The 25,855-nt window shown below is 61.5% G+C and carries 38 protein-coding genes and 2 tRNA genes; 21 read left to right on the plus strand and 19 right to left on the minus strand.

Annotated elements, in window-relative coordinates; all coding sequences use genetic code 11:
- Positions 1-75: 75 nt before the first annotated feature.
- The gene (locus IVB05_RS20510) at positions 76-231 is read right to left on the minus strand and encodes a hypothetical protein (RefSeq protein WP_247786405.1); all 156 of its coding nucleotides are present in this window, start codon (positions 229-231) and stop codon (positions 76-78) included.
- Positions 232-294: 63 nt separating this feature from the next.
- On the minus strand, positions 295-507 hold the full coding sequence (locus IVB05_RS20515) for a hypothetical protein (RefSeq protein WP_247786406.1): 213 nt from the start codon (positions 505-507) through the stop codon (positions 295-297).
- A gap of 133 nt (positions 508-640) precedes the next feature.
- On the opposite strand from IVB05_RS20515, the gene IVB05_RS20520 reads away from it, so the two are divergent.
- On the plus strand, positions 641-1,045 hold the full coding sequence (locus IVB05_RS20520; protein ID WP_247786407.1) for a DUF5413 family protein: 405 nt from the start codon (positions 641-643) through the stop codon (positions 1,043-1,045).
- On the opposite strand, the gene IVB05_RS20525 is transcribed toward IVB05_RS20520, so the two are convergent.
- Positions 1,037-1,282, minus strand: a complete 246-nt coding sequence (locus IVB05_RS20525; RefSeq protein ID WP_247786408.1) for a hypothetical protein — start codon at positions 1,280-1,282, stop codon at positions 1,037-1,039. The genes IVB05_RS20520 and IVB05_RS20525 overlap by 9 nt on opposite strands.
- 207 nt (positions 1,283-1,489) lie before the next feature.
- Here IVB05_RS20525 and IVB05_RS20530 point away from each other — a divergent pair, with 207 nt between their 5' ends.
- The 3 genes from IVB05_RS20530 to IVB05_RS20540 all read left to right on the plus strand — a co-directional run bounded on the left by IVB05_RS20530 (position 1,490) and on the right by IVB05_RS20540 (position 4,890).
- The gene (locus IVB05_RS20530) at positions 1,490-1,885 is read left to right on the plus strand and encodes a hypothetical protein (RefSeq protein WP_247786409.1); all 396 of its coding nucleotides are present in this window, start codon (positions 1,490-1,492) and stop codon (positions 1,883-1,885) included.
- A 288-nt stretch (positions 1,886-2,173) separates the two neighbouring features.
- Complete coding sequence (locus IVB05_RS20535) at positions 2,174-4,399, plus strand: PAS domain S-box protein (RefSeq protein ID WP_247786410.1); 2,226 nt, start codon at positions 2,174-2,176, stop codon at positions 4,397-4,399.
- A gap of 98 nt (positions 4,400-4,497) precedes the next feature.
- Entirely contained in the window at positions 4,498-4,890 is a 393-nt protein-coding gene (locus IVB05_RS20540; RefSeq protein ID WP_247786411.1) for a response regulator, read from the plus strand.
- A gap of 119 nt (positions 4,891-5,009) precedes the next feature.
- Here IVB05_RS20540 and IVB05_RS20545 read toward each other — a convergent pair whose 3' ends face one another.
- The 3 genes from IVB05_RS20545 to IVB05_RS20555 form a co-directional block, all read right to left on the minus strand.
- Positions 5,010-5,405 carry a hypothetical protein gene (locus IVB05_RS20545; RefSeq protein ID WP_247786412.1) on the minus strand — a complete coding sequence of 132 codons (396 nt, stop codon included), beginning with the start codon at positions 5,403-5,405 and terminating at the stop codon, positions 5,010-5,012.
- A gap of 215 nt (positions 5,406-5,620) precedes the next feature.
- Positions 5,621-6,013: a hypothetical protein gene (locus IVB05_RS20550; RefSeq protein ID WP_247786413.1), complete on the minus strand. Its 393-nt coding sequence runs from the start codon at positions 6,011-6,013 to the stop codon at positions 5,621-5,623.
- Positions 6,014-6,355: 342 nt separating this feature from the next.
- A complete protein-coding gene (locus IVB05_RS20555) occupies positions 6,356-6,964 on the minus strand; it encodes a PEPxxWA-CTERM sorting domain-containing protein (RefSeq protein WP_247786414.1) in 609 nt (202 codons plus the stop codon).
- A gap of 1,920 nt (positions 6,965-8,884) precedes the next feature.
- Here IVB05_RS20555 and IVB05_RS20560 point away from each other — a divergent pair.
- Both IVB05_RS20560 and IVB05_RS20565 read left to right on the plus strand, forming a co-directional pair.
- Positions 8,885-9,667 (plus strand): outer membrane beta-barrel protein, encoded by a 783-nt coding sequence (locus tag IVB05_RS20560; protein ID WP_247786415.1) that lies wholly within the window; start codon positions 8,885-8,887, stop codon positions 9,665-9,667.
- Between the two features lie 345 nt (positions 9,668-10,012).
- Positions 10,013-10,522 (plus strand): hypothetical protein, encoded by a 510-nt coding sequence (locus IVB05_RS20565; RefSeq protein ID WP_247786416.1) that lies wholly within the window; start codon positions 10,013-10,015, stop codon positions 10,520-10,522.
- A 960-nt stretch (positions 10,523-11,482) separates the two neighbouring features.
- Here the strand turns inward: IVB05_RS20565 and IVB05_RS20570 are convergent.
- Positions 11,483-11,557 (minus strand) — tRNA-Glu (locus IVB05_RS20570).
- Positions 11,558-11,804: 247 nt separating this feature from the next.
- On the opposite strand from IVB05_RS20570, the gene IVB05_RS20575 reads away from it, so the two are divergent.
- A complete protein-coding gene (locus IVB05_RS20575) occupies positions 11,805-12,065 on the plus strand; it encodes a PilZ domain-containing protein (RefSeq protein WP_247786417.1) in 261 nt (86 codons plus the stop codon).
- Positions 12,066-12,204: 139 nt separating this feature from the next.
- Complete coding sequence (locus IVB05_RS20580; protein ID WP_247786418.1) at positions 12,205-12,456, plus strand: porin; 252 nt, start codon at positions 12,205-12,207, stop codon at positions 12,454-12,456.
- A gap of 1 nt (position 12,457) precedes the next feature.
- Here the strand turns inward: IVB05_RS20580 and IVB05_RS20585 are convergent, their stop codons facing one another.
- From IVB05_RS20585 to IVB05_RS20595, 3 genes are all read right to left on the minus strand, one after another.
- Positions 12,458-13,105, minus strand: a complete 648-nt coding sequence (locus IVB05_RS20585) for a glutathione S-transferase family protein (RefSeq protein ID WP_247786419.1) — start codon at positions 13,103-13,105, stop codon at positions 12,458-12,460.
- A 337-nt stretch (positions 13,106-13,442) separates the two neighbouring features.
- Entirely contained in the window at positions 13,443-13,664 is a 222-nt protein-coding gene (locus IVB05_RS20590) for a hypothetical protein (RefSeq protein WP_247786420.1), read from the minus strand.
- A complete protein-coding gene (locus IVB05_RS20595) occupies positions 13,631-14,083 on the minus strand; it encodes a VOC family protein (protein WP_247786421.1) in 453 nt (150 codons plus the stop codon). The genes IVB05_RS20590 and IVB05_RS20595 overlap by 34 nt, the downstream gene beginning before the upstream one ends.
- A 722-nt stretch (positions 14,084-14,805) precedes the next feature.
- Between IVB05_RS20595 and IVB05_RS20600 the strand changes: the two genes are divergently transcribed.
- Positions 14,806-15,102, plus strand: coding sequence for a hypothetical protein (locus tag IVB05_RS20600; RefSeq protein ID WP_247786422.1), 297 nt, complete (start codon positions 14,806-14,808; stop codon positions 15,100-15,102).
- A 100-nt stretch (positions 15,103-15,202) separates the two neighbouring features.
- Here the strand turns inward: IVB05_RS20600 and IVB05_RS20605 are convergent, their stop codons facing one another.
- A complete protein-coding gene (locus IVB05_RS20605) occupies positions 15,203-15,361 on the minus strand; it encodes a Flp family type IVb pilin (protein WP_247786423.1) in 159 nt (52 codons plus the stop codon).
- 255 nt (positions 15,362-15,616) lie between these two features.
- Here IVB05_RS20605 and IVB05_RS20610 point away from each other — a divergent pair, with 255 nt between their 5' ends.
- Entirely contained in the window at positions 15,617-15,772 is a 156-nt protein-coding gene (locus IVB05_RS20610; protein ID WP_247786424.1) for a hypothetical protein, read from the plus strand.
- 70 nt (positions 15,773-15,842) lie between these two features.
- Positions 15,843-16,139, plus strand: coding sequence for a putative quinol monooxygenase (locus tag IVB05_RS20615; RefSeq protein WP_247786425.1), 297 nt, complete (start codon positions 15,843-15,845; stop codon positions 16,137-16,139).
- Here the strand turns inward: IVB05_RS20615 and IVB05_RS20620 are convergent.
- Positions 16,112-16,363 (minus strand): hypothetical protein, encoded by a 252-nt coding sequence (locus tag IVB05_RS20620; protein WP_247786426.1) that lies wholly within the window; start codon positions 16,361-16,363, stop codon positions 16,112-16,114. The two genes, IVB05_RS20615 and IVB05_RS20620, sit on opposite strands and share 28 nt — an antisense overlap.
- Positions 16,364-16,491: 128 nt before the next feature.
- On the opposite strand from IVB05_RS20620, the gene IVB05_RS20625 reads away from it, so the two are divergent.
- On the plus strand, positions 16,492-16,677 hold the full coding sequence (locus IVB05_RS20625; protein WP_247786427.1) for a hypothetical protein: 186 nt from the start codon (positions 16,492-16,494) through the stop codon (positions 16,675-16,677).
- A gap of 57 nt (positions 16,678-16,734) precedes the next feature.
- Here the strand turns inward: IVB05_RS20625 and IVB05_RS20630 are convergent, their stop codons facing one another.
- Positions 16,735-16,929: a hypothetical protein gene (locus IVB05_RS20630; protein WP_214489471.1), complete on the minus strand. Its 195-nt coding sequence runs from the start codon at positions 16,927-16,929 to the stop codon at positions 16,735-16,737.
- Between the two features lie 219 nt (positions 16,930-17,148).
- Positions 17,149-17,295, minus strand: a complete 147-nt coding sequence (locus IVB05_RS20635) for a hypothetical protein (protein ID WP_247786428.1) — start codon at positions 17,293-17,295, stop codon at positions 17,149-17,151.
- A 355-nt stretch (positions 17,296-17,650) separates the two neighbouring features.
- Between IVB05_RS20635 and IVB05_RS20640 the strand changes: the two genes are divergently transcribed.
- Positions 17,651-17,836, plus strand: a complete 186-nt coding sequence (locus IVB05_RS20640; protein ID WP_247786429.1) for a hypothetical protein — start codon at positions 17,651-17,653, stop codon at positions 17,834-17,836.
- Positions 17,837-18,330: 494 nt separating this feature from the next.
- On the opposite strand, the gene IVB05_RS20645 is transcribed toward IVB05_RS20640, so the two are convergent.
- Entirely contained in the window at positions 18,331-18,498 is a 168-nt protein-coding gene (locus IVB05_RS20645) for a hypothetical protein (RefSeq protein ID WP_247786430.1), read from the minus strand.
- Positions 18,499-18,688: 190 nt separating this feature from the next.
- On the opposite strand from IVB05_RS20645, the gene IVB05_RS20650 reads away from it, so the two are divergent.
- From IVB05_RS20650 to IVB05_RS20685, 8 genes are all read left to right on the plus strand, one after another.
- Complete coding sequence (locus IVB05_RS20650) at positions 18,689-18,925, plus strand: hypothetical protein (RefSeq protein WP_247786431.1); 237 nt, start codon at positions 18,689-18,691, stop codon at positions 18,923-18,925.
- Between the two features lie 188 nt (positions 18,926-19,113).
- Positions 19,114-19,875: a Sir2 family NAD-dependent protein deacetylase gene (locus IVB05_RS20655; RefSeq protein ID WP_247786432.1), complete on the plus strand. Its 762-nt coding sequence runs from the start codon at positions 19,114-19,116 to the stop codon at positions 19,873-19,875.
- A gap of 199 nt (positions 19,876-20,074) precedes the next feature.
- The gene (locus tag IVB05_RS20660; RefSeq protein ID WP_247521257.1) at positions 20,075-20,740 is read left to right on the plus strand and encodes a cold-shock protein; all 666 of its coding nucleotides are present in this window, start codon (positions 20,075-20,077) and stop codon (positions 20,738-20,740) included.
- A 177-nt stretch (positions 20,741-20,917) separates the two neighbouring features.
- On the plus strand, positions 20,918-21,364 hold the full coding sequence (locus IVB05_RS20665; RefSeq protein ID WP_247786812.1) for a DUF192 domain-containing protein: 447 nt from the start codon (positions 20,918-20,920) through the stop codon (positions 21,362-21,364).
- Positions 21,365-21,429: 65 nt separating this feature from the next.
- A tRNA-Pro gene (locus IVB05_RS20670) sits at positions 21,430-21,506 on the plus strand.
- A gap of 122 nt (positions 21,507-21,628) precedes the next feature.
- On the plus strand, positions 21,629-22,174 hold the full coding sequence (locus IVB05_RS20675) for a CAP domain-containing protein (protein ID WP_247786813.1): 546 nt from the start codon (positions 21,629-21,631) through the stop codon (positions 22,172-22,174).
- 74 nt (positions 22,175-22,248) lie between these two features.
- Positions 22,249-22,473 carry a hypothetical protein gene (locus IVB05_RS20680; protein WP_247787450.1) on the plus strand — a complete coding sequence of 75 codons (225 nt, stop codon included), beginning with the start codon at positions 22,249-22,251 and terminating at the stop codon, positions 22,471-22,473.
- 124 nt (positions 22,474-22,597) lie between these two features.
- Positions 22,598-22,810: a hypothetical protein gene (locus IVB05_RS20685; RefSeq protein WP_247786433.1), complete on the plus strand. Its 213-nt coding sequence runs from the start codon at positions 22,598-22,600 to the stop codon at positions 22,808-22,810.
- Positions 22,811-22,819: 9 nt separating this feature from the next.
- Here IVB05_RS20685 and IVB05_RS20690 read toward each other — a convergent pair whose 3' ends face one another.
- Genes IVB05_RS20690 through IVB05_RS20705 form a run of 4 tightly spaced genes read right to left on the minus strand, consistent with a single transcriptional unit; the run spans position 22,820 to position 25,851 of the window.
- Entirely contained in the window at positions 22,820-23,587 is a 768-nt protein-coding gene (locus tag IVB05_RS20690) for an ABC transporter permease (RefSeq protein WP_247786434.1), read from the minus strand.
- Entirely contained in the window at positions 23,584-24,348 is a 765-nt protein-coding gene (locus IVB05_RS20695) for an ABC transporter permease (protein ID WP_247786435.1), read from the minus strand. The genes IVB05_RS20690 and IVB05_RS20695 overlap by 4 nt, the downstream gene beginning before the upstream one ends.
- The gene (locus IVB05_RS20700) at positions 24,345-25,148 is read right to left on the minus strand and encodes an ABC transporter ATP-binding protein (protein ID WP_247786436.1); all 804 of its coding nucleotides are present in this window, start codon (positions 25,146-25,148) and stop codon (positions 24,345-24,347) included. Before IVB05_RS20700 ends, IVB05_RS20695 begins: the two co-directional genes overlap by 4 nt.
- Positions 25,149-25,152: 4 nt before the next feature.
- Positions 25,153-25,851 carry an FCD domain-containing protein gene (locus IVB05_RS20705; RefSeq protein ID WP_247786437.1) on the minus strand — a complete coding sequence of 233 codons (699 nt, stop codon included), beginning with the start codon at positions 25,849-25,851 and terminating at the stop codon, positions 25,153-25,155.
- Positions 25,852-25,855: the final 4 nt, after the last annotated feature.

Consider the following 25,855-nt stretch of genomic DNA (forward strand, 5'->3'; position numbering starts at 1 on the left):
TGGATCTCGTTCGCTGCGAAGGCGTTATGAGTGAATAAAGCAGCCGCTGGGAACACAACTTTTAGAGCAATTATTTCAAGTTCGCACTTCAAGTTTTATGTACCAAAGGTTGTTCCACGATATATTGTCAACAACCCAGACCAAAATTGCGACCGCGACGATGGCGATGCGTTCTCCGCTGCGCTCAACAAGTTCGTTGAAGATCATGGCTTGCGCGAGAGCGAGCGTCACACTCTGTATTCGCTGCGCCACGGTTTCAACGATCGGCTGCGCGAGACCGAAGCGTCGGACGAACTAAAGGATGAGTTTCAGCACGGCCTCGCGAATGTAGTTCGGCCCGGTGCTGTTCTCGGAAACGACGACGAAATTTGCCGGCATCGAGAACGTGACGAGCTGGCCGAAGATCGGCGAGATGACCCTGAACGCGGTGGGGGCGGGGGCTTGCGCGGACGCGGCCGAAGCGATCAACGCGCCCAGCGCCGCCACGCATAGGCCGGTTCTCGTCATCGCCGACTTCCCCCAATGCACGCCCGACCATGGGCAGAAGCGGTGGCGCCTGCCAGCGTGAGTGGCGTCACATCGGCAACGAACGACGCGGCGCTACCGTTGGGGCCAGGATTGGCAACTACGGACTGCCAGCATGAAACGCCTTCTCATCTTTGCCGCCATAGCGCCGCCACTCGGCTTCGTCGTCGCGTTCTGGGTGATGCTGCAAATTGCCAATTGGCTTGCGGGCAGCCCGAACACGTTCGATGTCGCGCAAATCATGATGCTGCCGACGATATATCTGGTCGGGTTGATCCCCGCGCTATTGGCCGCGTGGTTCGACCATGCGCTGGCAAAGCGCAATGTCTCGTACCGCATCGCGCTCACGGCGCTGTTCGGCTACGCGATCTGCTACCTGCCGCTGGCAGCAGCGTTCTGGATCGGCTTCGCCCATCGGCCGGATGTCCTGCTGTTTGGCCTGATCGGCGCGGTGCCGTCAGCGGTGTGTTCGTGGCTGGCGGCGGAGCGGCAGGCGCCTGACCTCGTTCCGTCACCATGACAGGATGCGCAGCTCTGGCCGGGAGTAGGCCGGGATCGGTTGCTGGACTGGCTCGGACTGCTGCTCGGCCACCATCTGCAGTCGCGCCCGCAGGTCGGCGCTGCATTGCTTCATCTGGTTGCGCAACTCGCGCCGGCTGAAGGTGGTGAGGGAGGGATCGCCGAGCTGCAGCCAGGCAGCGCGCAGCCACTGCTGCAGGGCGCGGATATCGGAATCGAGGATCTCAGGCTGGTTCATTCCGCCGGAATCTCAAAACGTGATCGCGCCATGATTAGGCCTGATTCTCCCGCCGACGCCTACTCCAGAGCAAGACGGACGGCAGGAAAAACCGACGACTTGAGAGCAGACGACCTGGAAGCAGACGACCTGGAAGCAGACGGCTCGGAGCCGAGGGAACGCGCGCGCCACATGATCGTTGCATGAGTGCGTTCTGGAGAGACCTCGATGTCCCGCAATCCGGCGCTTGTTCTCTTCACGGCGCTCGCCCTTATCGTCCCCGCCACGGCATTCGCGCAATTGACGCCGCCAGCCGGCTCGGCCGGCGCCGGCAATTCGGCGATATCAGGCGTGCCGTTCGGCCCGGCCAATCCCAGCGCGCTCTCCGATCCCAGCGGCATCGGCAACGCCTCGCGGGTTCCGCCGCTCAGGCCCAACCCTCCACCGCCGGTCGTCTCCTATGGAACGGTCGATACGCCGGCGCCGCGCGCACGGCTTGTGACGCCGCCCGGCGCCTCGCAGCGGATCATCAGCGCGCGCCAATCTCACCCGCGCAAACCGCCGGTTCGGCGGCGGGCGCGACCGGAGGTGAGTTCGTTCACGGGGATCTGCCGGGGGTGTTAGCGATCAACCTGCGCTTCATCCTGCGGGCGCAAGAAACGGACATTTCGAGCTCCAGCCATCGCGAGGAACAATTTTCTCTTGCCGGACTTATGAGCTGAGCTGTCATGCGTGCTGATCCTGCATGTGCTGACGCCGAGTATCGTGTGACGCAAAACTTGCCCTTGGGGCGGGATGGCCGGAATGAACATCCAGCGACAGACGGCCAAAACTCTCTCCCCACCAGGCCGGTCCGCCACCCCAGATATCGCCCGAGCGCCTCGCGTAGAACGGTTGCCTGCGCACGAAGACATGCTGGCTGTCACCTACGACCATGTCGGCGTGGGCATCGCCGAGATCGATCAGGCCGGACGCATGCTGCGCGTCAACCAGAAGGTCTGCGAGCTGACGGGACACGAAGCGGCCGACTTGCTCGGCCGCTCCATCTTTGACGAGACCGCGCCACAGGACGTCGCGCAGGATCTTGCGCAGTTCAGGCGACAGGTCGCCGGCGAAATCGATCGCTACACCATTGAAAAGCGTCTCGCGCGGAAGGACGGCTCATACTTCTGGGCGGAGGTGACGTCCTCGAGCGTTCGCGATGCGTCGGGAAATTTCCTTTACGCGGTGCGCGTTCAGCATGACATCAGCGCCCGCAAGGAGGCCGAACAGGCGCTGGCACGCCGCAGCGAAGAGCAGGCGGCACTATTCCGGTTCTCCGAAAGGCTCCAATACGCCACGTCACTTCCAGACGTTTACGACGCCGGCCTGGACGCCATCACCGCCGCACTCGCCTGCAAGTCCGCCTCCATTCTGCTGTTTGATGATAGCGACGTGATGCGTTTCGTCGGATGGCGGGGCCTGTCGGACGGGTACCGAAAGGCCGTCGAAGGCCATTCGCCATGGGACAGGGACGAACGAAATCCGCGTCCGGTCACCTTCGAGGATATCGGCGTTTCAGCTCTTTCGGTTGCGCTCAAGGAAACGATTGCGCGAGAACATATCGCAGCGGTCGCTTTCATTCCGATCCTGATCGGCGGCCGGCTCGCCGGAAAATTCATGGCCTATTACGACAGGCCGCATCACTTCACCGAACCGGAGATCGACGTCGCGCTGACGCTCGCGCGGCAACTCGGCTTCGGCATTGCGAGGCTGAGGGCGGAACAGGCGCGGAGTGCCGCCGAAGAGCGTGCGCAGCAGCTCGTGTCCATCGTGGAATCCTCCGATGACGCGATTATCAGCAAGGATCTGGACGGGATCATCCAGACCTGGAATTCAGGTGCCGAGCGGCTGTTCGGCTATAGCGCCGGTGAGGCCATCGGCAAGCACGTGACCATTCTTTTTCCGCCAGGACGCGAAGACGAGGAACCTGGAATCCTCGCGCGCATAAGGTCTGGCGAGCGCATCCACCATTATGAAACCGTTCGCCGGCGGAAGGGCGGCAGCCTTTTGGACATTTCGCTGACCGTCTCGCCGATGCGCGACGGCACAGGACGCGTCGTCGGCGCGTCAAAGATCGCTCGCGACATCACCGATCGAAAGGAAGTCGAACGCAAGCTCCGGGAGAGCGAGCAGCGTCTCACCGAATTGCTCGCAGCGATTCCGGCGGCGATTTACACGACCGACGCGGAGGGGAAAATTACCTACTTCAACGAGGCGGCCGTCGAATTCTCCGGCCGGACGCCAACGCTCGGCAGCGACGAATGGTGTGTAACGTGGAAGCTGTTCCTGCCGGACGGCACGCCGCTTCCGCACGACCAGTGCCCGATGGCGGTGGCGCTCAAGGAAGGACGCGCCGTGCGCGGCGCCGAAGCGGTCGCGGAGCGGCCGGACGGGACGCGGGTTCCCTTCATTCCGTTCCCGACGCCGCTGCGGGACTCTTCCGGCAGGATCAACGGCGCCATCAACATGCTGGTGGATATCAGCGAGCGGCGGCAGGCGGAAACCCAGCAGCGGCTGCTGCTCGATGAACTCAATCATCGCACCAAGAACAACATGCAGATGCTGCAGTCGCTGCTGTTCTCCGCGGCAAGAACCGCGCACAGCGATGAGGCGCGGAAGGTCCTGAACGAGGCCAGCGCGCGGATCGCGGCGATGGCGGCGGCGCAGGGCGTGCTGTACGGCCGCAGCGACGCCAGCCGGTTCGCGGCGGAAGAATTCCTGCCGGCGGTCTGCGAAACCATCCGGCAATTGCTGCCGCCGGATGCGCGAATTGAATGTGGCGCTGCGCACGGCGTGCTTTCCAACGACGTGGCGCTGCCGCTCGCGCTGATATTGAACGAGCTTCTGACAAACGCCGTGAAGCACGGCATCAAGGATCATGCGAGGCAAGGCGTTCGGGTCAGCTTGACCGATCACGAGGGACGGTTGGCGCTCTGCGTCGAGGATGACGGGAAGGGGTTCGACCTGGAAGAGGTACGCAAGACCTCGTCGGGACTCCAACTCGTACTCGGCCTCGCGCGCCAGCTGCACGGAACGCTTTGCGTCACGAAAAATCCCTCGCGGGCGTGCCTCGATTTCCCGGCCGCGAAAATCTAGATCGGCGATCGATGACGCCTCAGCACAGCGCACGGCATCTTGCGTCGCCGTCCGAGCCGGACCGGAACCCGCGGCTGCCTGCTGAAGAGGCCCGACGGATGAAAGACAAGCAGGGCCCGCCGCGCGTTCTCGTCGTCGAGGATGATTTTCTGATCGCCATGCAAACCGAGGTTGCGCTGACGACAGCCGGTTTTGAGGTTGTCGGCCCGGCCACCACCGCGGAGGAGGCCGTCGCGCTGGCCGGCGAGGCGCAGCCGGCGCTCGCCGTGATGGACATTCGTCTCGCCAGCACCCGCGACGGCATCGATGCCGCACGGCAATTGTATCAGGACTTCGCCATTCGCTGCATCTTTGCGACCGCGCATGACGATGCGCACACGCGCGGGCGCGCCGAGCCCTATGCCCCGCTCGGATGGCTGCCGAAGCCGTACAGTATGGCTTCGCTCGTCGCGGTGGTTGCCGAAGCTGCCGCGGAGCTACGCCGGCCGTAGCGGCCCCCGGCACGCGCACATTGGGTCCGTGCTACCCAAGATTCGGACGCAAGGTTCGGACATCCCGTTGCAGGTGCTTCCGCTACCTGTTCTCGATCCGCTTCAGGCGACCGGAAGGCTCAGTCCTGATAGTAGTACCGGCCCTGCGGCGGGCGCCGGTAGTACCGGTCGCCGTAATACTGCTGACGCCCCTGCTGATACTGCGGCGGGACCGTTCCGGTTGGGTAGCATTGACCGTCCCGGCTATCGACGTCCGTTCCATGCCCACACTGCACGGGGTAGCGGCCGCCGCGATAGTAACGCGGATATTGCCGTGCGGCCTGCTCCCGCGGCGGCAGATAGCCGGTCGGATAGCACAGGCCATCCCGCGCGCTCATATCCCAGCCATGGTCGCATGGCGGCGGATAGGCGGGTACACGGTATTGCACGGCTTGAGGCAAGACGGGTGCAACAGCGTTGTCAGGCGTCATGCTCAACTGAACGGCCAGTGCTGCGGCGGCAATGCTGACGATCATGGTCCTTCTCCGATCAAACCAGAAGCTGCCGGCGTTTCCACGACGCGCTGACCGGTCGCCCGATCACGGTCGAGGGCTGCTGCTGCGTCCATACAAATATAAAAACACGCCCTGAATATCCGATGAACGCATTTCAGATATCGGAAGTCAAATCCCTGCAACGGCCGCCACGGGATATCAGCGGCGCGGACGAACAGAAGTTCAGCGTCGCCGCGCTATCGCATTTCATAGTAGCCGTTTCGTCGATAGTGATAGCCCGGGCGGCCTTCCTGATACTGCCGTGGCACCGTGCCCGTCGGGTAGCAGAGCCCATCGCGAATATCGCGGTCGGCGCCATGACCGCATGGTACCGGCCGCCGGCCGCCGCCGTATTCCAGCGGATAATACCGGCCCGATTGAAACCGCGGCGGCACCATCCCGTTCGGGTAGCACTTGCCGTCCCGCTCATCGAGATCGTAGCCGTGGCCGCACGGCGGCGGATGGCCGTGACGGCGATACCGGATTTCCTGCGCTAAAATTTCCTGGCCCAGGGGGATGCTTTCGTTCAGCGCGTGGGCAGGTACTCCCAATTGTAGCGCGAGGGCTACGCCGGCAATGCTGGCAAACATCTTTGGGTCCTCCGGTGAACACTGAATCTCCACTGCGGCCGATCTTCGCTTCGGAAATGGCTACGGCGGATTGTACGCTTCCATATCGATGCTGTGTGCGCCGTCGGGAAGGCCGGCTTGCGAAATCAGGACGTCCTTCAAGCGCGCATTCTTGCGGCAGCCGGCATGCCCACACGGTCATAGACCATCGCGCAATGGTGGCTGAACGGGCAATTCACCGCCCATTCAGCGTAGCTGAGGTCTGCCGTTCACCGGGCGTGAAAACAAAAGGCCGCCCGGAGGCGGCCTGTCATTGTAATGCCTGTTGAGGATCAGGCTTGTTGAGGATCAGCCCGTCGAAGATCAGGCTTGGCGAAGCGCGGCCGCCTGGTTGCGGCGGCGATAGGCCAGAAAGCCGACGCCGGCGAACCCCAGGATCATCATGGCCCAGGTGGAGGGCTCAGGAACGGCAGAGATATTGGCCGTCACGAACTGCGTGTTGTCGCTGAAATTGGAATCCCAATAGTACAGCTTGAGCTCGCCAGTCGCATTCGCCGGGCCTGAGAACGAAGTGCCGATTTCAAAGAAGACGCCAGCGCCAATTTTGCCGACCAACGTGCCAAAGGGGAGGCTGAGGCCAGCCTGATTATGTAGTCCGAAATCTATACCAATGAGAGTGCCGGGAGCTTGGCCACTGTCGTCGCCGAGCACTGCAAATCGCGGCCCCGTCAGCCCGTCCGCGTTCGACCATCGCGGCAAGGCGCCAGCGTTCCAAAGATCGTTAGGGTCGACCGTAACTGTAAAATTCTGGCCCGCGTTCAAAAAGACGCCGGTTGAGCCGCCGATGCCGCCCGAACTGCTGTTCGTAAATGCATTGACGACGACGGCTTGGGCGGAGGTGGCGGAAACGCCGGCAAGCCCCGCAACGATAGCGCACGCAAACAAAGCTCGCTTGAATTTGAGAATAATCATGCCACCACCTAATTTAATTATTTAAATCGTGACCTCGTGGACGGAATCGGGCGAGGCCGGTTGCATTCATTGCATTTAATTAATAATGCGTCAACGGCTCGATCTGGCCGCCCCCAACGACGGGCGTGCTGCGGCCCGATGGCAGGCGACCGCGTCATGGCAGGGTGCGGCTCGAGCCCGGGTCGTGAGCGCGCGAATAGCCGGTGATCTCGGGCCACCGTTTTTTCATGCCGACGGCAATCTGTTGGGCCAGGCGGTCTTCACACTGGAATGGCTTCAATGACGCGCGACGTTGCGCCCTCAACCGGGCGCGGTGACGTCGGAGATACCTTTTGGATCGCGTATGCATGAGAGGCATCGCTCCAAGATTTGAAGCCACCGCCGAGACGACCCACCGGAACGGCGATGGTCTCCTGATCGGGGCTTACGACGATCGTGTCTGGCGGATTATTTTCTTACCCGCAAACGTCCCGGCGTTTAATTAAGCTAATAGAGCCATTTAATCCGCCCCATAGTTTCAGGCAAGAGAACCGGGGTCAATCGGCATAATTACGGTTAAATTGTTCGGGCGGGGCGCTGGAAGGGAACTTTCCGCTTTTCCCGATTTAGGCCCCGGGAGCAGGGAGAGCGATAAACATGGCCAGGCGCTGGAGTGCCGAGGATATCAGGGACCTCAAGACTCTCGCTCAAGAGTATTCAGTTCAAGCGATTGCCGAAAAGATGGATCGAACCGTGGGTGGGGTGGCCTTCAAGGCTCACCAACTAGGACTACCGCCAAAAGCGCGCTCGCGGGCCACCGATCCGGAGTCCACGGATTTCAATTGGACAGGGACCGACAGCAGGCCGCCCGCGTCTGACAAATGCCGCTGAGCAGCGCCTGCGGCCCTCGAGGCAAAGGTTTGGTTCTGATGCGGTCTCCGCTGCGAGCCTAACCGGCGCGGTAGGCATCCAGCGCATGGGCGGCGAAGATGCCCACGCTGACCAGGGCGAGGATAGCTGCTGAAAGCTCAATCATTGGCTGGCCTCCCGCTCATGGATTGTGGCGAGGAATTTGCTGCGTGACTGGTTCCAAATGAGATCGAAGAAGAATTGCATGTCGGCGTCCCTGTTTTGTTATCAACCAGGTACGCAGCCCTTTGTTTCAGGATGTTTTCGTCGGCCCCGGAAAATGGTTTCGTCCGGACGTTGGCGGCAACTGAATGATGACAATTTCGCGGCCGGCGTGCATGCTTTTTGTGACACCAGCGGAGTGATTCGATCATGCTGGAAGCAATCGTATTGTTGCTGGGCGTGAGCACGTGCGCCCTGATCCTCATTGCCTTCTGGGGCCTCGACCTGCGCGGGATGCGCCGTCGCAGAGGGTAGGGTGGTTCGGTTCAATGCGGATCGTTGCCGTGAAAGGCACCGAGGCGAGGTTGTCATGCGCGCCTGAGGTACAACCCGTTGCCTATGTCTCCGGGCTGGGCACTTCTTCGCACGGCAAATCACGATCAAGGATCACATTCTCGAAACGATCATCAATCGCTCACAGGACGTGGGAGCGAGCTGCAAGCGCCCGCATTCCCGGCGGCGCGACGGGTGCTTGCGGAGCCCGCGCTAACAAGCGACGGCCTGCTGTGCTGATGAAAATCCACGTTGCCGGCTTCGGGTCTGATTTCGCTCGCGGTACTTTCACGATGCCATCAGCGTTGGTGCCTGGATATTTTCCGCTCGGGATGTGGGCCATTCGCTCGGCACTTCCTGGATGTCCCTGAAAATCCGTGGCGAAAATGCCACAAGTTGCCGGGCAATTGCACGTTCTGCGCGATGGGTTGTTCGAATACCCCCATCTGTCGCAGCGCGGCTACAGCCAACTTTCCCCTTTTCTTCTAAACCGGGCGCATCGGTTCGTTTTTTTCTTATTTGCAAAGGGGCGATGCCATGAAAAAGATTGTTCTAGCTTCCGTCTGCGCCGTGGGTTTTTTCGGCTCCGCCGTCGCGGCCGATTTGCGCCCGGCCGTGAAGGCTCCTCCCATCGCCCGGCCGGCCTGCGCCCAGTTCGGCGGCTGGTATGTCGGCGCCAATGTGGGCTACGGCTATCTTCAACATAATTTCCATGACCGCGACTTTTTGGCCGGGAGCGTCGATACCGGACTTCCCAGAAGCACGCAGGATTCGAACAGTGGCGTGAACGGCGGCGTTCAGGCCGGCTATAACTACCAGACCGGCTGCACCCTGTTTGGTGTTGAAGCCGACTGGAGCTGGTCCGACACCAACGCTTCGTCCTTCAACGGGGACGGCGATGGGCCTATTGGCGCTGTTGGCGTCGATACATCGTCGGTCTCCAGCCGCATGCGCTGGTTCGGCACGGTGCGCGCCCGGTCCGGCGTGATCGTCGACAACGTCCTGATCTACGCCACGGGCGGCTTTGCCTACGCCAATTTCGCTCGTTCGTACACGATCTTCGAGGACGCTCCGGCGACGACCTCAACCTTTTCCTGGAACAACACCCGGTGGGGGTGGACCGCCGGTGTGGGTACCGAATGGGCGTTCGCGCCAAACTGGAGCCTGAAGAGCGAAGTGCTGTACATGCGCTTTGAGAAGGACACCGCCACCGCGATCGGCCTTGGCGCCCCCGGCGCCGGCATCGCTGGTGCAGCTTACCGGCTGGAGTCCCAGAATGAGGCCTGGATCAGCCGCATCGGTGTGAACTATCGCTTCTGAGCGACAGCTCCACGACACAAAAAGCCCCGGTTCGCCGGGGCTTTTTTATTAGGTGGCGCCGCGTGGAGTCGCGGCGACACATCGGGAAATCGGCAATTCGCCAGGAACGTTTCACGGTCACTTGCTCGGCGTCGCCGGCCGCGGGCGACATATGGAAGCCGTCGTGACGCCTCAGTACTTGCCCCGGCCCTGAGGCCCTTCGTGAGAGGCGATGACGCACATCGTTATCGCCGGTGCTCCGCTCGCGTCAGATCGCCCACTCACAGTAAACCAACACTTAACTATAAATCGGTACCATCTGCTGCGTCCGGGTGGTGACCATCCGGCTAAGCGGGAGCGAATACCATGCCCGTCGAGATGCTGACGTATGCCGACCTGGGCGAAAGGCTCAAAATTTCGCCGGAGGCTGCCCGGGCTCTGGTAAAACGACATCGATGGCCGCGTTCCCGCGCCAACGATGGCAAGACGCTTGTGCAGGTCGACCTTGCCGAAATCAGCCATTCCCCAATCTCCCGTCAGCCGCAAACACCGGCCGGTCACCAGGTGGTCACCGCGCTAAAGCAGAAAATTGAGACCTTGCAGGCCGAACTGATCGAGATGAAGGCTATTGCCAACGGCCATCGGGGCGACTTTGAGAGAGAATGCGAACGTACGAACAAGCTCTTGGCCGAATTGCTCAAGGCCACCTCAGAAGGCATGGGCGCCCGGGAAAGGGCGGCGCTGCTCGAAGGGAAGCTGTCGATGCTAACGCAACCCTGGCGACGTCGGCTGGTCGATGCTTTCACCCTTGCCTTGCCACAAGTCGCATACAACGCGCGCGAGAGCGACGGAAGCATAGCCCAATCGCGTAATTGAACCGCTAGTCGCAAGGGCCACCCGCCGGCGTTGCCAAGAACCGCTGACACTCACGTCGCTCAGCTCAAGATCGCGCCAACGGAGAGTCGGGACAGGCTCGTCCCGCCGGCTGGCGTCAGTGCCAATGGCGGCGGTAATGACGATGGCCCCAGTAGTGACGATGTCCCGCTCGCTGCCAACCATAGCTCGTGTAGGGGTTTCCGCGTCCGTAGTTCTGGCAATTTGCGTTCGGATAGAACTGGGCGCACTTGCCCGGATTAGTAATTACGTGTTGCGCCGACGCCGGACTGGCAAGTGCGGACAGGAATAATAAGGCAACAGCGCCAAGCAAGATCGTTGGTCTTGTCATCGCAGCCTCGCTTGTCTCTTATTTATTTGCGACTTTAACGGCGATTGATCGTAGGCGTTCCCATTAACCCATTGACGCGCGGGGGACGCGATCAGATCGCGCATGGCTCGCCGCAATCTGTGTAGCCCCTGACCATGGTGCCGTAATGCCAAAAAGCCACCACCAGGCCGGCTCCGCATGGAAGTCAGAACACAATTTCCCAGTGGATTGGCACTTTCCGCATGATCCCCTCCGGGATCAGGGTCAGCGTCATTGGGGGCTGCCGTTTTGGCTCAACCTTTGACTTCCGTTTCGATCCAGATCCCACGCATGGCGTGAGCGGTCGTACGGCCAATCCGGTTCATCTCCATTCACACGGCATGCTTGAGCTTGCAAAACGTCAGGGATCGCCTGAGAAAGGACAATTTTGCCGGCGCGTTATTTTCGCTTGCTCCAGGCGGATCAGGTATCCGGCGGAAAATAGTATCGCAGCGTGGTCGGACTGCGAAGTACAACGCGACGCAGATCGCGACCGCAATGCAAGCTGTGTCCCGCGTGTTGCCCCCTGTGCGCACGCATTTATGGTCCATTTGTTGGACAGCGCAGCCGGCAGGGGTAGCCATTGAAGTGGTTGGCGCTCCCTAGCGGAATCGAACCGCTCTCTCCACCGTGAAAGGGTGGCGTCCTAACCGATAGACGAAGGGAGCAAAACAACCGGAAAATCAATGCGTTATGCGCTTGATAGACCGAGTTGGCCGCCTGCCGTCCATGTTCCATGGAGGCGGCGACGGGCGAACGTATAGTGGCGTTTGGCCGGGTGGGCAAGCCGCTCGAAAAGGCGTTTTGCGGACGTTTTTGCACCTCCAGCGAAGCCCGGGGATTACCGGATAGGCCAGGCCGTGCAACGGATTTTAAAGCCGCATGGCGTAGGGCTGTGACGGGGGAACTTCCGACATGGCCTTGCTATCGAGCAAAAAGCGCGAGTCGCGCAAATCATTGAGCCAGCCCGGGTGGATCACGCTCGAGGGTGGTTTTGCCGCGCGGCAATGCGTGGTGCGGGATCTGTCCACGACGGGGGCCAAGGTCACGATCGACGATCCCAACACGCTGCCGGCGAAATTGCGGCTGGCGTTTTCGCGCGACGCCAGGACCGGACGCCGCTGCGAGGTGGTCTGGCGCCGTGGCAAATCGGTCGGCGTCAAGTTCGTCCGCTAAAGCGTTTTCCAGCGAAGTGGAGACCGGTTCGCGTCAAGAAAACGCGTCAAATCAAAAAATCTAGAGCTCCGTTCCGATTCCATCGGAACGGAAAAGGCTCCAATCTGGCGCTGACCGGCGAGCGGCGATAAAAGGCGGGATGCGAAAGTCCCTCCTGATCATGATGGCTGTGGTGCTGCCTTCGGTTGCCGCGGCTGCCGAGCAGCCCCGTCCGCAGAAGCCCGACAAGGCTGCAACGTCTGGCAAGCTGCTTCCGCTGAAGCGCTCAAATTCGGCCAACGCCTGCGCGGAGTACGGCGCGGGCTTCGTCAGGATCGAAGGCACCAATACCTGCATGAAAATCGGCGGTGCGGTCAGCGTCGGCGCCGGTGTCTCCGGCGGATCGCGCTAACTCACGTCATCGGCGGTGCGATGAACTGCGTGAAGCCGGGGCGGGCCGCGAATTGCGCAAACCAGCGATCGAGGTTCGGCAGTTTCGGCTTGGTGACGCCTTCGACCCCCAGCCAGCGCCGCGCATAGGCGCCGAGCGCGATATCGGCGATCGTGAACTGATCGCCCTCGATGAAGCGCCGGCTCGCCAGTTGCGCCTCGACGATCCGCCACACCACGGCCTCGGCGTCGACGTCCTTCTGGATCGCCACCATGTCGCGCTTTTCGACCGGCGTGCGCACCAGCGCCCAGAACACCGGGCGGTCGACCGGCTGCAGCGTCGAGAGCGTCCAGTCGAGCCAGCGGTCGACGCTTGCGCGCGCCTTCGGCTGCGAGGGGTAGATCGGCGAATTCCCGCCATAGGCCATGCAGAGATAGCGCATCACCGAATTGGATTCCCACAGCACGTAGTCGCCGTCGACCAGCGTGGGGACGCGGCCATTCGGATTCATCGCCAGATAGGGCGCCTCGTTGTTCTGGCCGAACTGCATGCCCGCGTCGATGCGTTCATAGGCGAGATCGAGCTCGGCGAGGCACCACAGCACTTTTTGCACGTTGACCGAATTGGCCCGGCCCCAGATGGTGAGTTGTTGTTTGTTGCTGTCAGCCACGCGTTTCGCTCCCGTTGCTCTCGTTGATGCGTTCATAGCCGAAGATCAGCGAAAAAGCGCGCGGCTTGCGGCAGGACACGGTTGCAAAATCAGGCTTACAAACAATCAGGCTCCGCCGCAGTGCGACAGAGCCCCGATTCCCGCGTAACGCGCAGGCTGGCGTCGGCCGGTCAGTTGCCGAAGAACAGCCACAGCAGAATGATCACCGGAATAGGTACGCCAAGCAACCAAAGCAGAATGCCTCGTCCCATCATTTCCTCCTCAAAATACATCGAGGAGAAAACGCGCGGTGTTGCGGCCAGTTCCTGTGCAGAAAGAATGCGAGCGAAGGAACGTTTTATGATTTCGGAATTTCCGAGAGCGACAATCCGATCCGAAACAGCGAGTAGCCGTCGCGGTCGACCGCCTCGCGCACCTCGGCGTTGACGTCGTCAGAATGGCGGCCGCGCGTCAGCCGCCATTCGCTTTCACTCGTGCCGTCAGGAAGCCCGGATGGCGGACGTGCACGAAGAAATTGTACCAGGCCTACCAGTGGCCGGTGTTCGGCATCGAGGTCCACGGCTCCGCCGGCGGCTTCGGTTCGCCCTTCTGCAACAGCTCGATCGAATGCAGATCCGGCGAGCGTACGAATGCCATGTTGCCGTCGCGCGGCGGCCGGTTGATGGTGATGCCGGCCTTCATCAGGCGGTCGCAGGTCGCGTAGATGTCGTCGACCTCGTAGGCGAGGTGGCCGAAATGGCGGTCCTCGCCGTATTTCTCCTCGTCCCAATTGTAGGTGAGCTCGACCAGCGGCGCGCCGCGGTTCTGCGGGGCCGCCTTGAACAGGCCTTCGTCCTCGGGCGCGCACAGGAACACCAGCGTGAACCGGCCCTTGTCGTTGTCGATCCGGCGTACTTCCTTCAGCCCCAGCGCGTCCTGGTAAAACTTCATCGCCGTATCGAGATTGCGAACGCGCAGCATGGTGTGGAGATAGCGCATGTTTGTTGTCCTCCTGAGAACGTTTGGAGATTTAGTTATGGTTGGGCGGGTGAGCGATGAATAGCAGCAAAATGCGCCAGGGGGCAGGGTGTTGCGGGACGATGGCGTTGCCGTAATCGCGTAAACTCTGGACCTCTCGGCCGGGATACCCGCGCCAACGGGCACCCCCCTTCAACTGGCCGCCACTCTTCGTCGCGGCGGAATAGGAAGTTCCGTGACGACCCGGACCCACCTCCATTCATCAAAACGCTGGCTGATGTCCGTCAGTTAGCGGCGCGGGAAGGGTGGTGCTGCCAGCCCGTCCAGGCGGTTATCGCTGCAATCGCCAATACGCGAAGCCGCCACAGAGGATCGGCTGAGGGAACGATCAGAAGAAAAGGATCCGGCCGCCCGAGGCCTTAATCTTTACTGCTTCATCGCAATACAAGGTCCGCGCTTACGCTGTGATCCGCCACTACCTGCTACGGCCTGTCGTTAGGGGCTTGTCCTCATATTATCGCCGGTCGGCCGAACGGCACATACAAATACGGAGAGCCAACCGTTCCTCTCCGCCTGCCAGCAAACTCGCGGGGGTTGAGGCCCTCATCCGCAAAGCAAAGCGCACGCTGCCGTTGTTCCTTGTGGGTAAACCAAACGAAGTTCAATGATTGAGTCGTAGATTTGTCTTAGGCTTGGATTTGGGGACGACACCCGGCGTCAGCAGGGTGTTCATTGATGGAGGTTTGGATGCCCAGACAATTCGGCTTGAAGGCAACATCGGCAGCCGCACGGTCGGCGGCAATGCCATCATCAACCGCTACGCCAGGCCTGAGTGCATCGGCGGTTGCATCGAAGGGCCGTTCTCCGGGCAGTTCTCAAGCGTCAAAGCTCTCTTCCCAATCCTCGGAGCTGCCGTTCTCGCCTGCGAGCTGGCGGGGCTGCCACGGTCGGCGATCGATCTCTCAAGACTGAAGCTACACGCCACCGGCAAGGACAACGCCAGGAAGCCAGAGATGCAGGCTGCCGAGGAGGCGAGGTAGGCTGTCGATCTGAAAGAAGATAAATCTGACGCCGCGTGGGCTGCGCTTTGGATGTTGGCCGGCCTCGCAATCCTCATCCTTGCAGGGCTTTAATTGTCACCTATCGCGTCAACGCGGGAATGAGACTCTCGAACAGTTCGACGAGCCTTTGGCCGGTCATTCCGACAGCGGCGATAATGGCCAGGGCGATAAACCCGGCGATGAGGCTGTATTCGATGGCGGTGGCGCCGGACTCATCGCGCAGAAATTTCCCAAGCATTCATTTTCTCTCGAATTCTGACGGAAATGTTGTGGCACGTCCAGATTGCCGGCAAGACAACCAAAAGCGTAAAATTGCGATAATTATTGATGCTGCGGCCCGCGGGAGGACGGCGTGATCCATTCGCGTTTGGTCGCGGCCTTGTTTTCCGACGGATATCTTTTGGCGAGCCCGAGCGCCGCGGCAGCGGCGTGATCCCCCACACATACGCGATTGGCTCCTCCGTCCATCATCGCGCCAACGGAGGGATCGACCATGTACCTGATTTACGGCGTGCTCATTCTCGCGATGATTTTCTTTTTGGTACTTCCGATTACCGACGCCAGGACGGCTCGGATGAAATTGTCCGTGGTGAGCAGCCTCGGCGTGCTATTGGCGGTATGCGCTGTGGTGCCGCGCCTGATACACTGACGATCTAGCCCGCCCCGACGCCGGCCGGTGCTCGCGGGATGCGGGCCCCGGGGGCGCAACGGGGGAACGCATGATTCTGGTAACGGGCAGCATTATCGCGCGCGAGGACACTTTTGACGACGTGCTCCGCTCCTGCCTGGAGCATGTCGAGCGCTCCCGCAAGGAGCCGGGCTGCATCTCCCATGACGTGCATGTCGACTGCCAGAACCCGATGCGGCTGTTCTTTTTCGAGCAATGGGCTGACGAGGCGGCGTTGCGCACGCATTTCGCCGTCGAAGGTTCAACGGCGTTTGTAAGATCGCTCAAGGGCCGCATCGTCGAGACGACGGGGACACAGATCTATCGGGCGGAAGCGATACCGCGATAGGAAAGCGCGGCTAGCTGGAGCAGGGGATTGTACATCCAGTCTTCAGGCCAGATCCTGTTTCCGATCCAGCCGAGGCCTGCCGCCACGGCAAAAAAGGCGATCGCGGTCGGGATCAGTTCGTCGATCGCGAAGGCTTTGGCCAGGAGCGGGCCGGCCAGATGCGCCGTCAGCATGGCAATGCCGATCCCGATGCCGAACAGCACGGCTTGAATGATCCAGATCATGATTTCCCGAAGCGCCATCATGCCTTGACGATAGCGCCGGTGAAGGCCCGTCGGATGTGACCGGACGCACAGTGTTGTTCCGACGGCACGCTAGCCTTTGCGCATCCGCTTCACTTCGGGAGGTTGAAATGCTGGCGTGGGTTTTATTGGTCGCGAATATGCCGACGATCGTGTGTACGATTTGCTCCGCCTTTCTCGCTTACAAGGAAAGGCCGCAATGGATCTGGTTCGCGGGGTTGGCGGTGCTCGCCGGCATCGGCGGCCTGCTGACGCTCGGCGTCGTGCACGCACAACAGCTTGCATGGCGATCGTGAGCGAGAAGGGCCGGACGCCGTCTGGCCCTCCGCGCAAGCTTGGTATTCCCCGTCAGGTCAGACCTTGACGTCCAGCAGGGGCGGTTCGTCGGGCGGCACATCCGCAAGGGCCGCTTCCACGGCGGCTGCCTTGGCGTGATAGACGGCCTGAAGATCCTGGTTGATCGTATTCGGCGGCGCTTTGGCGTTCTGATCGACGACGAGTTGTATTCTGGCCTGCGTCACTTCAACCGGTATGGGATAAATGACCATGGGATGACCCTCCTGGGCCAAACCCTGTCAGGTGCCTATTTACGCTTTGTAAAGAGGTTGGGTTAACGGCGCAGCATTTCAGGGAGGCTCGGTAAATGGAGGCTTAAGTTTCCATGACCGGCGTCGAAAAAATTTATAGTGCTTTCGAGCGAAAGCGTGCCGCGGACTTGATCGAGGGGCACCGGTTCGCGGCGCTGCTTCAATCGGAACCGAAACGACCTAATGCATCTGTTCCAGCCGCTCGGCATAGAGGCGGAATTCCTCGGCCATCTCGATCAGCTTCTTCGAGGCTTCCGGATCCTTGACGGCTTCGGCGAGCTGCCGGGCTCTGTTGGACTGGTCTCGATAGTGGTCGGCTTGGGTCATCGCAGCACCTTTTTAGATAGGTACGGGCTGCGCCAAAAAGGTTCGACGTCCGGCACGCGACCGGACATGGCGGGAGGAGGGACAGGAAAATCCGCGCGGGATCGATTGGAATGGGTGAGAGGACGAAACGGCGAGGTAACGGTATCTTAACAAGGCAACGGTGCCGGAAAACGCGCCCCCTGTTCGTTCCAGTAGAACAAAAGGAGTCTTGCTCTCAACCGTGCTCAATCCCGCGATCGATGCCGGACCGGTTCCTTCTCGGAAACGCAGATAACCCTACCCGGTTAGGTTAAAACCCAAATCGCGTTGTGCGCATTCGAGGTTGCGATAGGGATGGCCCAAAGGAAAACAGGCCATGGTCCCTTCGTTTCACAACGCGGACAAACCGACGCACCGGCGCGTCATGGTGGTCGGCCTGCTGCTTTGCCTTGCCTTCGTCGTCATCAGCTTTTCGTTGCGGCCGCAACCCGACAGCGGCCACGCACTGATCAAGGCCGACAGGCTCGTTCGCACTGCGGGTGAACCGCACAAGGCGAATTAGCGCGCGGAACTCCAGCGCTCAACGGTCCGGAAATTTTTCGCCGGGCGATTTGTGATAGGTCGCGATGGCGATGAAGCCGGCATAACCGATCACGTTGATCAGAATTTCCATCCACGCGGGCATGACACGACACACCTTTCCCTCGAATAAACTCCACAAGGGCTGTGTTAGTTCCTGCGTAATCCGATGATCAGACCTGCCCGATCGCATGGCTCGCGATCGCGTGCCGCCGCCAGCCGTCTGCTCCATCATGAAAAACCCCGCCTACATTCGAAGATGCAGACGGGGTCTTTCGTGCTTTCACCTCTCGCAAGGTTGCTGCACTTGAAAGGAAACGTCGAGGCGTCGGCTTCGTTCCAGCCATTGCGAATTTTCCTGGCGGAATTTTCCTGGCGGAATTTTCTTCGCGGAATGTTCTTGGCGGAATTCGCTTGCCGTTCCACGCGCCATATTCCGTTGGTGGTAACGCGGAGGCCGGGCAAGCTTCTGCCGCCTCAACGCCAGAACGAGTGCCGGCCGGATCCGTTCAGCGCGTTGGCCAGGGTCGTCTCGTAATACTCCTCGCGCTCGCGTTCGAACTTCTGCTGGGTTTCCCTGAAGCTTGCAACGCGGGCTGCGATTTCGGCCCGGTCGCGCGCGAGTCTTTCTTCCTTCTCCGTCATCGCCCATCCGTGTCTTGCTTTGATTCGCGCCCCGCCATCATTGGCGCGCGCGAATGGGGCGTGAATGCGGAAGCGAGGTTGCAGCATTGTGATTGCCTGCCGTTGTGAAGCGAAGGCGGTGGATAAGGTGTGGCGCATTCTTGTCGCTCACGCGAGTTCCCGTTAGCGAAAGATGAAACGGGAGGTTCCATTGGCAAAGATCGATTTGGATTCATTTGGTATCGAAGAACTCGCTAGTCTGCGCGAGAACGCGACCGACAAGCTGTTCGAGAAAGTCGCCGCGCGCCGCGCCGAGCTCGAAGCCGAATTGGAAAAGCTGGCCCAGTACGGCAAGCCGGTGAAGAAGGCGGAAAGCGCACCCGCGCCGAAGGCGAAGAAGACCGACGAAGCCAAAGAGCCGAAGGAACAGGTCGCCAAGGCAGCGTAAATCAAAGGCAGCGTGATCAAGGCACCCGTGTCACGACAAGCGTGATGAGGCGGCGTGGCTATAAGGCGGCTTGATAAGGCCGTCCTGACGATGCGCATGCTGCCCCGCGGGGGCAGGGCGCATCGATCTGGCAATCCGAACGGCCGTGCTATAGTTGGCGCGGCCCAACAGTTTCGGAAATATCAGCGGTGATCGCCAAGGATTTGCGCAGCGGCGTCGAGCAGCTCGGCAACATGATCGCCGAAGCTTCGTGTATCGTTCCCTTTACCGGCGCCGGCATTTCAACCGAATGCGGCATACCGGATTTCCGCTCGCCCGGCGGCCTGTGGACCCGTAACCGCCCGATCGCGTTCGACGAATTCGTTTCCAGCGCGGATGCGCGGGCCGAGGCCTGGCGGCGGCGCTTTGCGATGGAGGAGACCTTTGCGGCGGCGAAACCCGGCCGCGGGCACCGCGCGCTGGCCTCGCTCTACAAGGCCGGCAAGACGCCTGCGATCATCACCCAGAATATCGACAATCTGCACCAGGCATCCGGCTTCAAGGCCGACGACGTCGTCGAACTGCATGGCAACACCACCTATGCCCGCTGCATCGGCTGCGGACATGCCTATGATCTTCCTTGGGTAAAGGCGCGTTTCGAAGAAACCGGCAGCGCGCCTGACTGCACCATCTGCGAGGAGCCGGTGAAGACCGCGACGATCTCGTTCGGACAGGCGATGCCGGAAGACGCGATGCGCCGCGCCACCGAACTGGCCCAGCAATGCGACCTGTTTCTGGCGATCGGATCGTCGCTAGTCGTTTGGCCTGCCGCAGGTTTTCCGCAGATGGCCAGGAATTGTGGCGCCAAGCTCGTCATCATCAACAATGAGCCGACGGAACAGGACGATGTCGCCGATCTGGTGATCCGTTTCGACATCGGGGAAACGCTCGGACCGTTTGTAGGCAATTGATCGCCAATTGATTCGCGGTTGTGCAAGCCTGTTCATAGCCCCCGCAATTTTGTTTTTTTTAGCTATGCGCCGCAGTCCGGAGTGTTATCTTTTGATTCGAGAGATTCGCGCTGCGTTATCATGATGGTCATGGTAGGGCGCGTGTTCCGGTCCGCTGCGGCGACAGTGGACCGCATTTGAATGTGTGAGGTCCGGGGTCATGGGGTCGGACGAATTTGGGTCCAAGAAGCTCGGGGGGCCGCCGTCAGGCGGGACAGAGCAAAACAGACTTGGACCGAGTGAATACGCAGCCGGCGCGCAACGCGATCCGGCGGTGGATGCGTTTTCGGGGCTCGGCGATGCCGCAGCCAACCTTGTCGAAATATCCGGCGTCATCAAATGGTTCGACGCCTCAAAGGGGTATGGTTTCATCATTCCCGACAATGGCTGGCCCGACGTGCTGCTGCACGTCACCGTGCTTAGGCGCGACGGCTACCAGACCGCCTATGAAGGCGCGCGGCTGGTGGTCGAATGCGTGCAGCGCGCAAAAGGCTATCAGGCGTTCCGGATCGTCTCGATGGACGAGTCCACCGCGATCCATCCGGCGCAAATGCTTCCGCCGCGGACCCATGTCAGCGTTACGCCGACCAGCGGTCTGGAGCGGGCCCAGGTCAAATGGTTCAACCGGCTACGCGGTTTCGGCTTCCTGACCTGTGGCGAGGGCACGCCGGACATCTTCGTCCATATGGAAACGCTGCGCCGCTTCGGCATGACGGAGCTGCGTCCGGGCCAGTATGTGCTGGTGCGCTTCGGGCCCGGGTCCAAGGGCATGATGGCGGCCGAGATTCATCCCGAGACCGGCCCGTCGGCGCTGTCCTCGCACTAATCTCGCCAGACGCTGACGGAAAATTGAGCCGGACGCCGCGCACCCGCGCGGCGGCCTCTGGCATTTGCCGCAATCGTCGGGTTAGGGTTCCCCGGCAATTCCCAGATATCCGGCATGAGTGCATTGATGAATTTCGCTTTGATGGTTGCGCGGCTTCGCATCTCCGGCCGCCTGATGATGTCGTTCGTGGCGGCATCCGCCGTGGTCGTCACCCTCTACGCCACTCCCGCCGCGCGGGCTGCGAGCGTTCAGCCGCTCGAGATCGCCACCAAATCAGGCGTGCAAGTGTTCTCGGTCGAGATGGCGACGACCGAAGAGGAAAAGCAGACCGGACTGATGTACCGGAAGGAGTTGCCGGACGGTAAAGGCATGCTGTTCGACTTCTCGCCGGAGCAGCAGATCTCGATGTGGATGAAGAACACCTACATCTCGCTCGACATGATCTTCATCCGCGCCGACGGCCGCATCCTGCGCATCGCCGAAAATACCGAGCCGCTCTCGACCAGGATCATCTCCTCGGGGGGATTAGCCAAGGGCGTGCTGGAAGTGATCGCGGGCACGGCGCAAAAGTATGGAATTCAGCCGGGCGACCGGGTGGCGCACCCGCTCTTCAACAAGCGCTAAGCCCTTCCCGTGCGCCTTGATGGCCGGGGTTTAAGCGTGTATCGACGCATTTCCCAAGCACAGATCGGGGTATAGCGCAGCCTGGTAGCGCGGCAGTTTTGGGTACTGCAGGTCGTTGGTTCGAATCCAGCTGCCCCGACCAATAAAATCAATGACTTGCCGCGGCTTTTTCGGATTGAATCTACCCAGCGGTCCCAATTGGGAAGGGGCAGGGGAAAACTGGTGACTGGTACCAAGATAGTCATTCTGGCGCGGCAGGCCCTGCTGCTGGGGCTGGCGCTTTGTTTTGCCACCACAGTCCTGAGCCAGACGGCCGCGGCCAATCCGGCGCAGATGATTTCTGACTTTCGGCTGAAGCACGGGGAGAAGCGCGTCACCCTGGATGCGACGCTCACGCGGATTGCACACGATCAAGCCCAGGCGATGGCCGCAAAGGACCAACTGGATCACGATGTCCTCGGCAGATTCAATTCGCGAGTCGGCCCGGCCGGCGCCGGCCGAGCTGCAGAGAACATTGCTTATGGCTATGACGGTTTTCCCAAAACCCTCGACCAGTGGATCAATTCGTCAGGTCACCGAAAAAACCTCCTGCTGCCCGGCGCCACGCGCGTGGGTGTTGCCAGCGTGAAAAGCGCGAAGACCGGTCGTATGTATTGGGCCATGGTGATCGCAGGCGACTATGAGCGTCCCAAGATGCCGAAGAGTTCGCCAAAGAGTTCGCCGAAGGATTCAAAGCAGGCAAACGCTGCGAAGCCCAAACCGCGCGCGGCCGAGGCCTGCCGAGTGAAGATTCTGAGCATCTGCTTCTAGAGAAGTCGCAACATTGTAGCTTGCAATATTGTTCTCGTTATGTTCTCTTTGGTCGTTCCCTCGGAGGTGACCAAATGGATGTCGAGAAGCAACGGGAAATAATCCGCCTCTGGAATCGGATGCGCCAGGTCGAAGGTCCGGTCGCGGAGGAAATCCGTATCCAGATTCTTGAATGCTTTGCGCAGCGCGAGCCGTCGAGTGCGCGGATGAGCGATCGTCGGGAGGTGTTGAGCCGCGTGCGGGTTCCGGCGGGGCAGGTGCATCGCATCGGCCAACGCGGCAACAACGCAACGCTTTGACGGCTTTGTACGCCTGCGAGGTTGATTCGGTGGCCGTCAAGGTTGACGGAATCGATGTGCGGTGCATGCTGCACGCATGTTGTCGCGTGTGCGCAATCATTTTCAAGGTGCGAAGTTCGCCCGCATGAGCAGCGGGACGTACTGCGTCATCCGCGATCTCGGGCTGGTCAAGGGCGGCAAGGGGATGCGGCACCACGAGGTGCTCGTCACCTTCAGCCTCAGGGCCGCCTTGCGGTGGATGGGGCACCTTCGCAGGGACGCGGTCAGGACAAAGAAGAGTTCTGCCTGGCTTGAACGGATGCCGGAACGCATGTCGGAGAATGCTTCGCAGCCGTAGGCGGCTACCTCACCGCTGCGAAGCTTGCCACGCCAATAGCCTGTTCTCGGCCAGCGACATCGCCACCGACGTCACATAGCCGGTAACGCCGAGCAGGATAACGCCGGCGAACAGGTCGGCCGAGCGGAACGCGCGGGCCGACAGCAGTACCCAGTGGCCGAGCCCGTCGAGGCCGGCCAGGATTTCGCAGACCACCGAGAGAATCAGCGCCACTGTCAGGCTCAGCCGCATGCCGGCGAGAATGTCGGGGCTGGCGGAGGGCAGCGCGATCTTTGAGATCACGGCGAGCCGCGACATCTGCAACGACCGCGCCACCTCGTAGAGCCGGGGCTCGACCGCCGCAAAACCATGGATGGTCGCCAGCATGATCGGCCAGATCGCGCCGAAGGCGATCACGAACAGCGCCATCGCCTGCGTCAATCCGAGCATGGCGATCGCAACCGGAATGATCGCAGAGACCGGCAGCGGCCGTAAAAACTCCAGCGAGGGCGCGACATAGGTACGCATTGTGCGCGACGATCCGATGATCGCACCGATCGCAATGCCGGCAATGGAGGCGGCGAGCCAGCCATAGGCCATGTGTTCGAGCGTGCCGGCGAGCTTGCTCCAGAGGTCACCTGCGGAAAATCCGCGCACCAGCGCAGCCCAGGCGCGGTCCGGCCCCGGCAGGAACACCGGCGAGACCAGCTTAAGATTGGCGATCAGTTGCCAGAGCGCGATGAAGCTGGCGGCAACCGCAAAGCTCGCCAATCGCCAAAGAAGGGCTGCGCGGTTCATGGGCTGTCTCCGCTCAACGCGGCGCGGCCGAACAGGCGCTGTTGGGCCACGGTCAGAAGGATGTTCAGCGCGTAGCCGATGATGCCGATCCAGACCAGATAGGCCAGCATCAGATCGGGGCGCAGCGCCTGCTGCGCCAGCATGATGCCGGCGCCGAGGCCGAGCGGATTGATCGCGATTTCGACCGTCACGGCGACGATCAGGGCAATACCGGCCGACAGCCGAAAGGCGACGAAGATCCGCGGCAGCGCGGCCGGGATGATGATCTTCCAGACCCGCTGCGCTGGCGGCAGCCGCAGCGCCCGCGCCACTTCCATCAACCGCGGTTCGATGCTGCGCACGGCGGCGCGCGAGAGGATCAGAATCGGCCAAACGCAGCCGAACGCCACGATCACGATTTCCATGCGGTAGCCGAAGCCGAGCGCGATCAGCGCGATCGGCAACAGCGCAATCGAGGGGATCGGACGGATGGCCTCGACGGTTACTTCCATCAGGCGGTTGAGGGTGTCCGAAATTCCAAAGGCTATGCCGAACGCCAGGCCAATGAGGGTGCCGATGGCGAGGCCTGTGAAGGCCGAGAACAGCGTGTCGCGGGTTGCCGTCAGGATCGAGAGATCGGCGAAGGCGCCAAAGAGCGCCATGACGATATCGCTCGGCGGCGCCAGGCTATCGCTTTGCAGATGGGTGGCGCGCGCCCAGACCTCGAACGTCACCAGCACCGCGAGCGGCAGCGCCAGCGCCTTGGCGGAATTGCCCGTCACTGTTCGGTCGCCTTGATGAAGTCGAACAATTGCCGCCGCAGCCGCAGGAATTCCGGATGCTCGCGGGTCGACAATTGATCGCGCGGCCGCGGCAGGTTGACCGAAAGTTCGATGCCGATCCGGCCCGGATGCGGCAACAGGCCGATGACGCGGTCGCCGAGATAGATGGCTTCATCGAGGTCGTGGGTCACGAAGATCACGGTAGCGCCGCTTGCCGCTACCAGCGACAGCACCTCGTCCTGCAAGCCCTGCCGCGTCATCGCATCCAGCGCGCCGAACGGCTCGTCCATCAGCAGCGCTTTCGGGTCCTGCGCCAGGCAGCGGGCGATCTGCAGGCGTTGCTGCATGCCGCCGGACATTTCGGACGGATACTTGCCGGCGTGGCCGGGCAGGCCGACGGTGCGCAGCAATTCCTCGATGCGGGCAGGGCGCTTGGCCGACGGCATGCCGCCCGCTTCCAGCGCCAGAGAGACGTTGCCGGCCGCGGTGCGCCACGGCAGCAGCGCCTTGCCATAGTCCTGGAACACGATCGCGATCTCGCGGCGCGGCTCGCGCATCGGCTGGCCGTCGAAATTCACTCTTCCGCTGGTCGGCTGGTAGAGCCCTGCCGCCAGACGCAGCGCCGTGGTCTTGCCGCAGCCGGAGGCGCCGACGATGCAGAGGAATTCGCCGGGCCGCACGCCAAGGCTCAGATTTTCGATGATGGTCTTGCCGCCGAGTACGAGCGTGACCCCGTCAAATGCAATCTGTGGCGCAACAGCGCCGGATACGGCTTCGAGGCGTTTTGCGGCGCTTGCCATGATGTCAGCTCTCGCTGCCTGAGGGATAGACGAAGTCCATGGTCGAGCGCAGGTGCGCCGATAGCATCGCCTGCGACCCCTGAACGTCGCGTCCGATGATCCGATCGGCCAGTAATTGATGCGCGCGCACGAATTTCTTGCCGCTGTCGACGGAGCGCATCATCACGCGGCGATAGCGGTAGGCCTGGTCGTAGAGATCGGAATGGGCCGCAAGCAGGCGTCTTGAGCCGCAGGCGGCCAACAACGCGGTATGAAAGCCCTTATGCAGCCGGTCGAAATCCTCCGCACCCTCACGGAATTCATCACCGGTGCGCTCGATATGGCGGCGCATCTGGTGCAGCGCGCTGACGATGCCGGCTTCCCAGGCGTCGTCGCCATTGACGATGGCAAGCCTGATGGCCTCGACCTCGATCGCCGTGCGCATGCAGGTGATGTCGAGCAAATCCTCGCGGCTGATATCGGCGACGCGAAAGCCGCGCTGCCCGGTGCCGACGATCAGCCCGCGCGACATCAGCCTTGACAGGCCCTCGCGCAGCGGCGTGGCGCCGATCTCGTAGCGCTGCACGAGGTCGACAATGCCGAGCCGTGATCCCGGCGCCAGATGACCGGCCAGGATGTCCTGCTCGACCAGCATGGCCGCGCGCTCGGTCAGCGTGGCGGCCTCGGTCACCGGTCGGTTCGGTTGGCGCTCGGAGGCCGGCATCGTG

Origin of the sequence: Bradyrhizobium sp. 170 (assembly GCF_023101085.1) — a bacterium.
Lineage (GTDB): Bacteria > Pseudomonadota > Alphaproteobacteria > Rhizobiales > Xanthobacteraceae > Bradyrhizobium.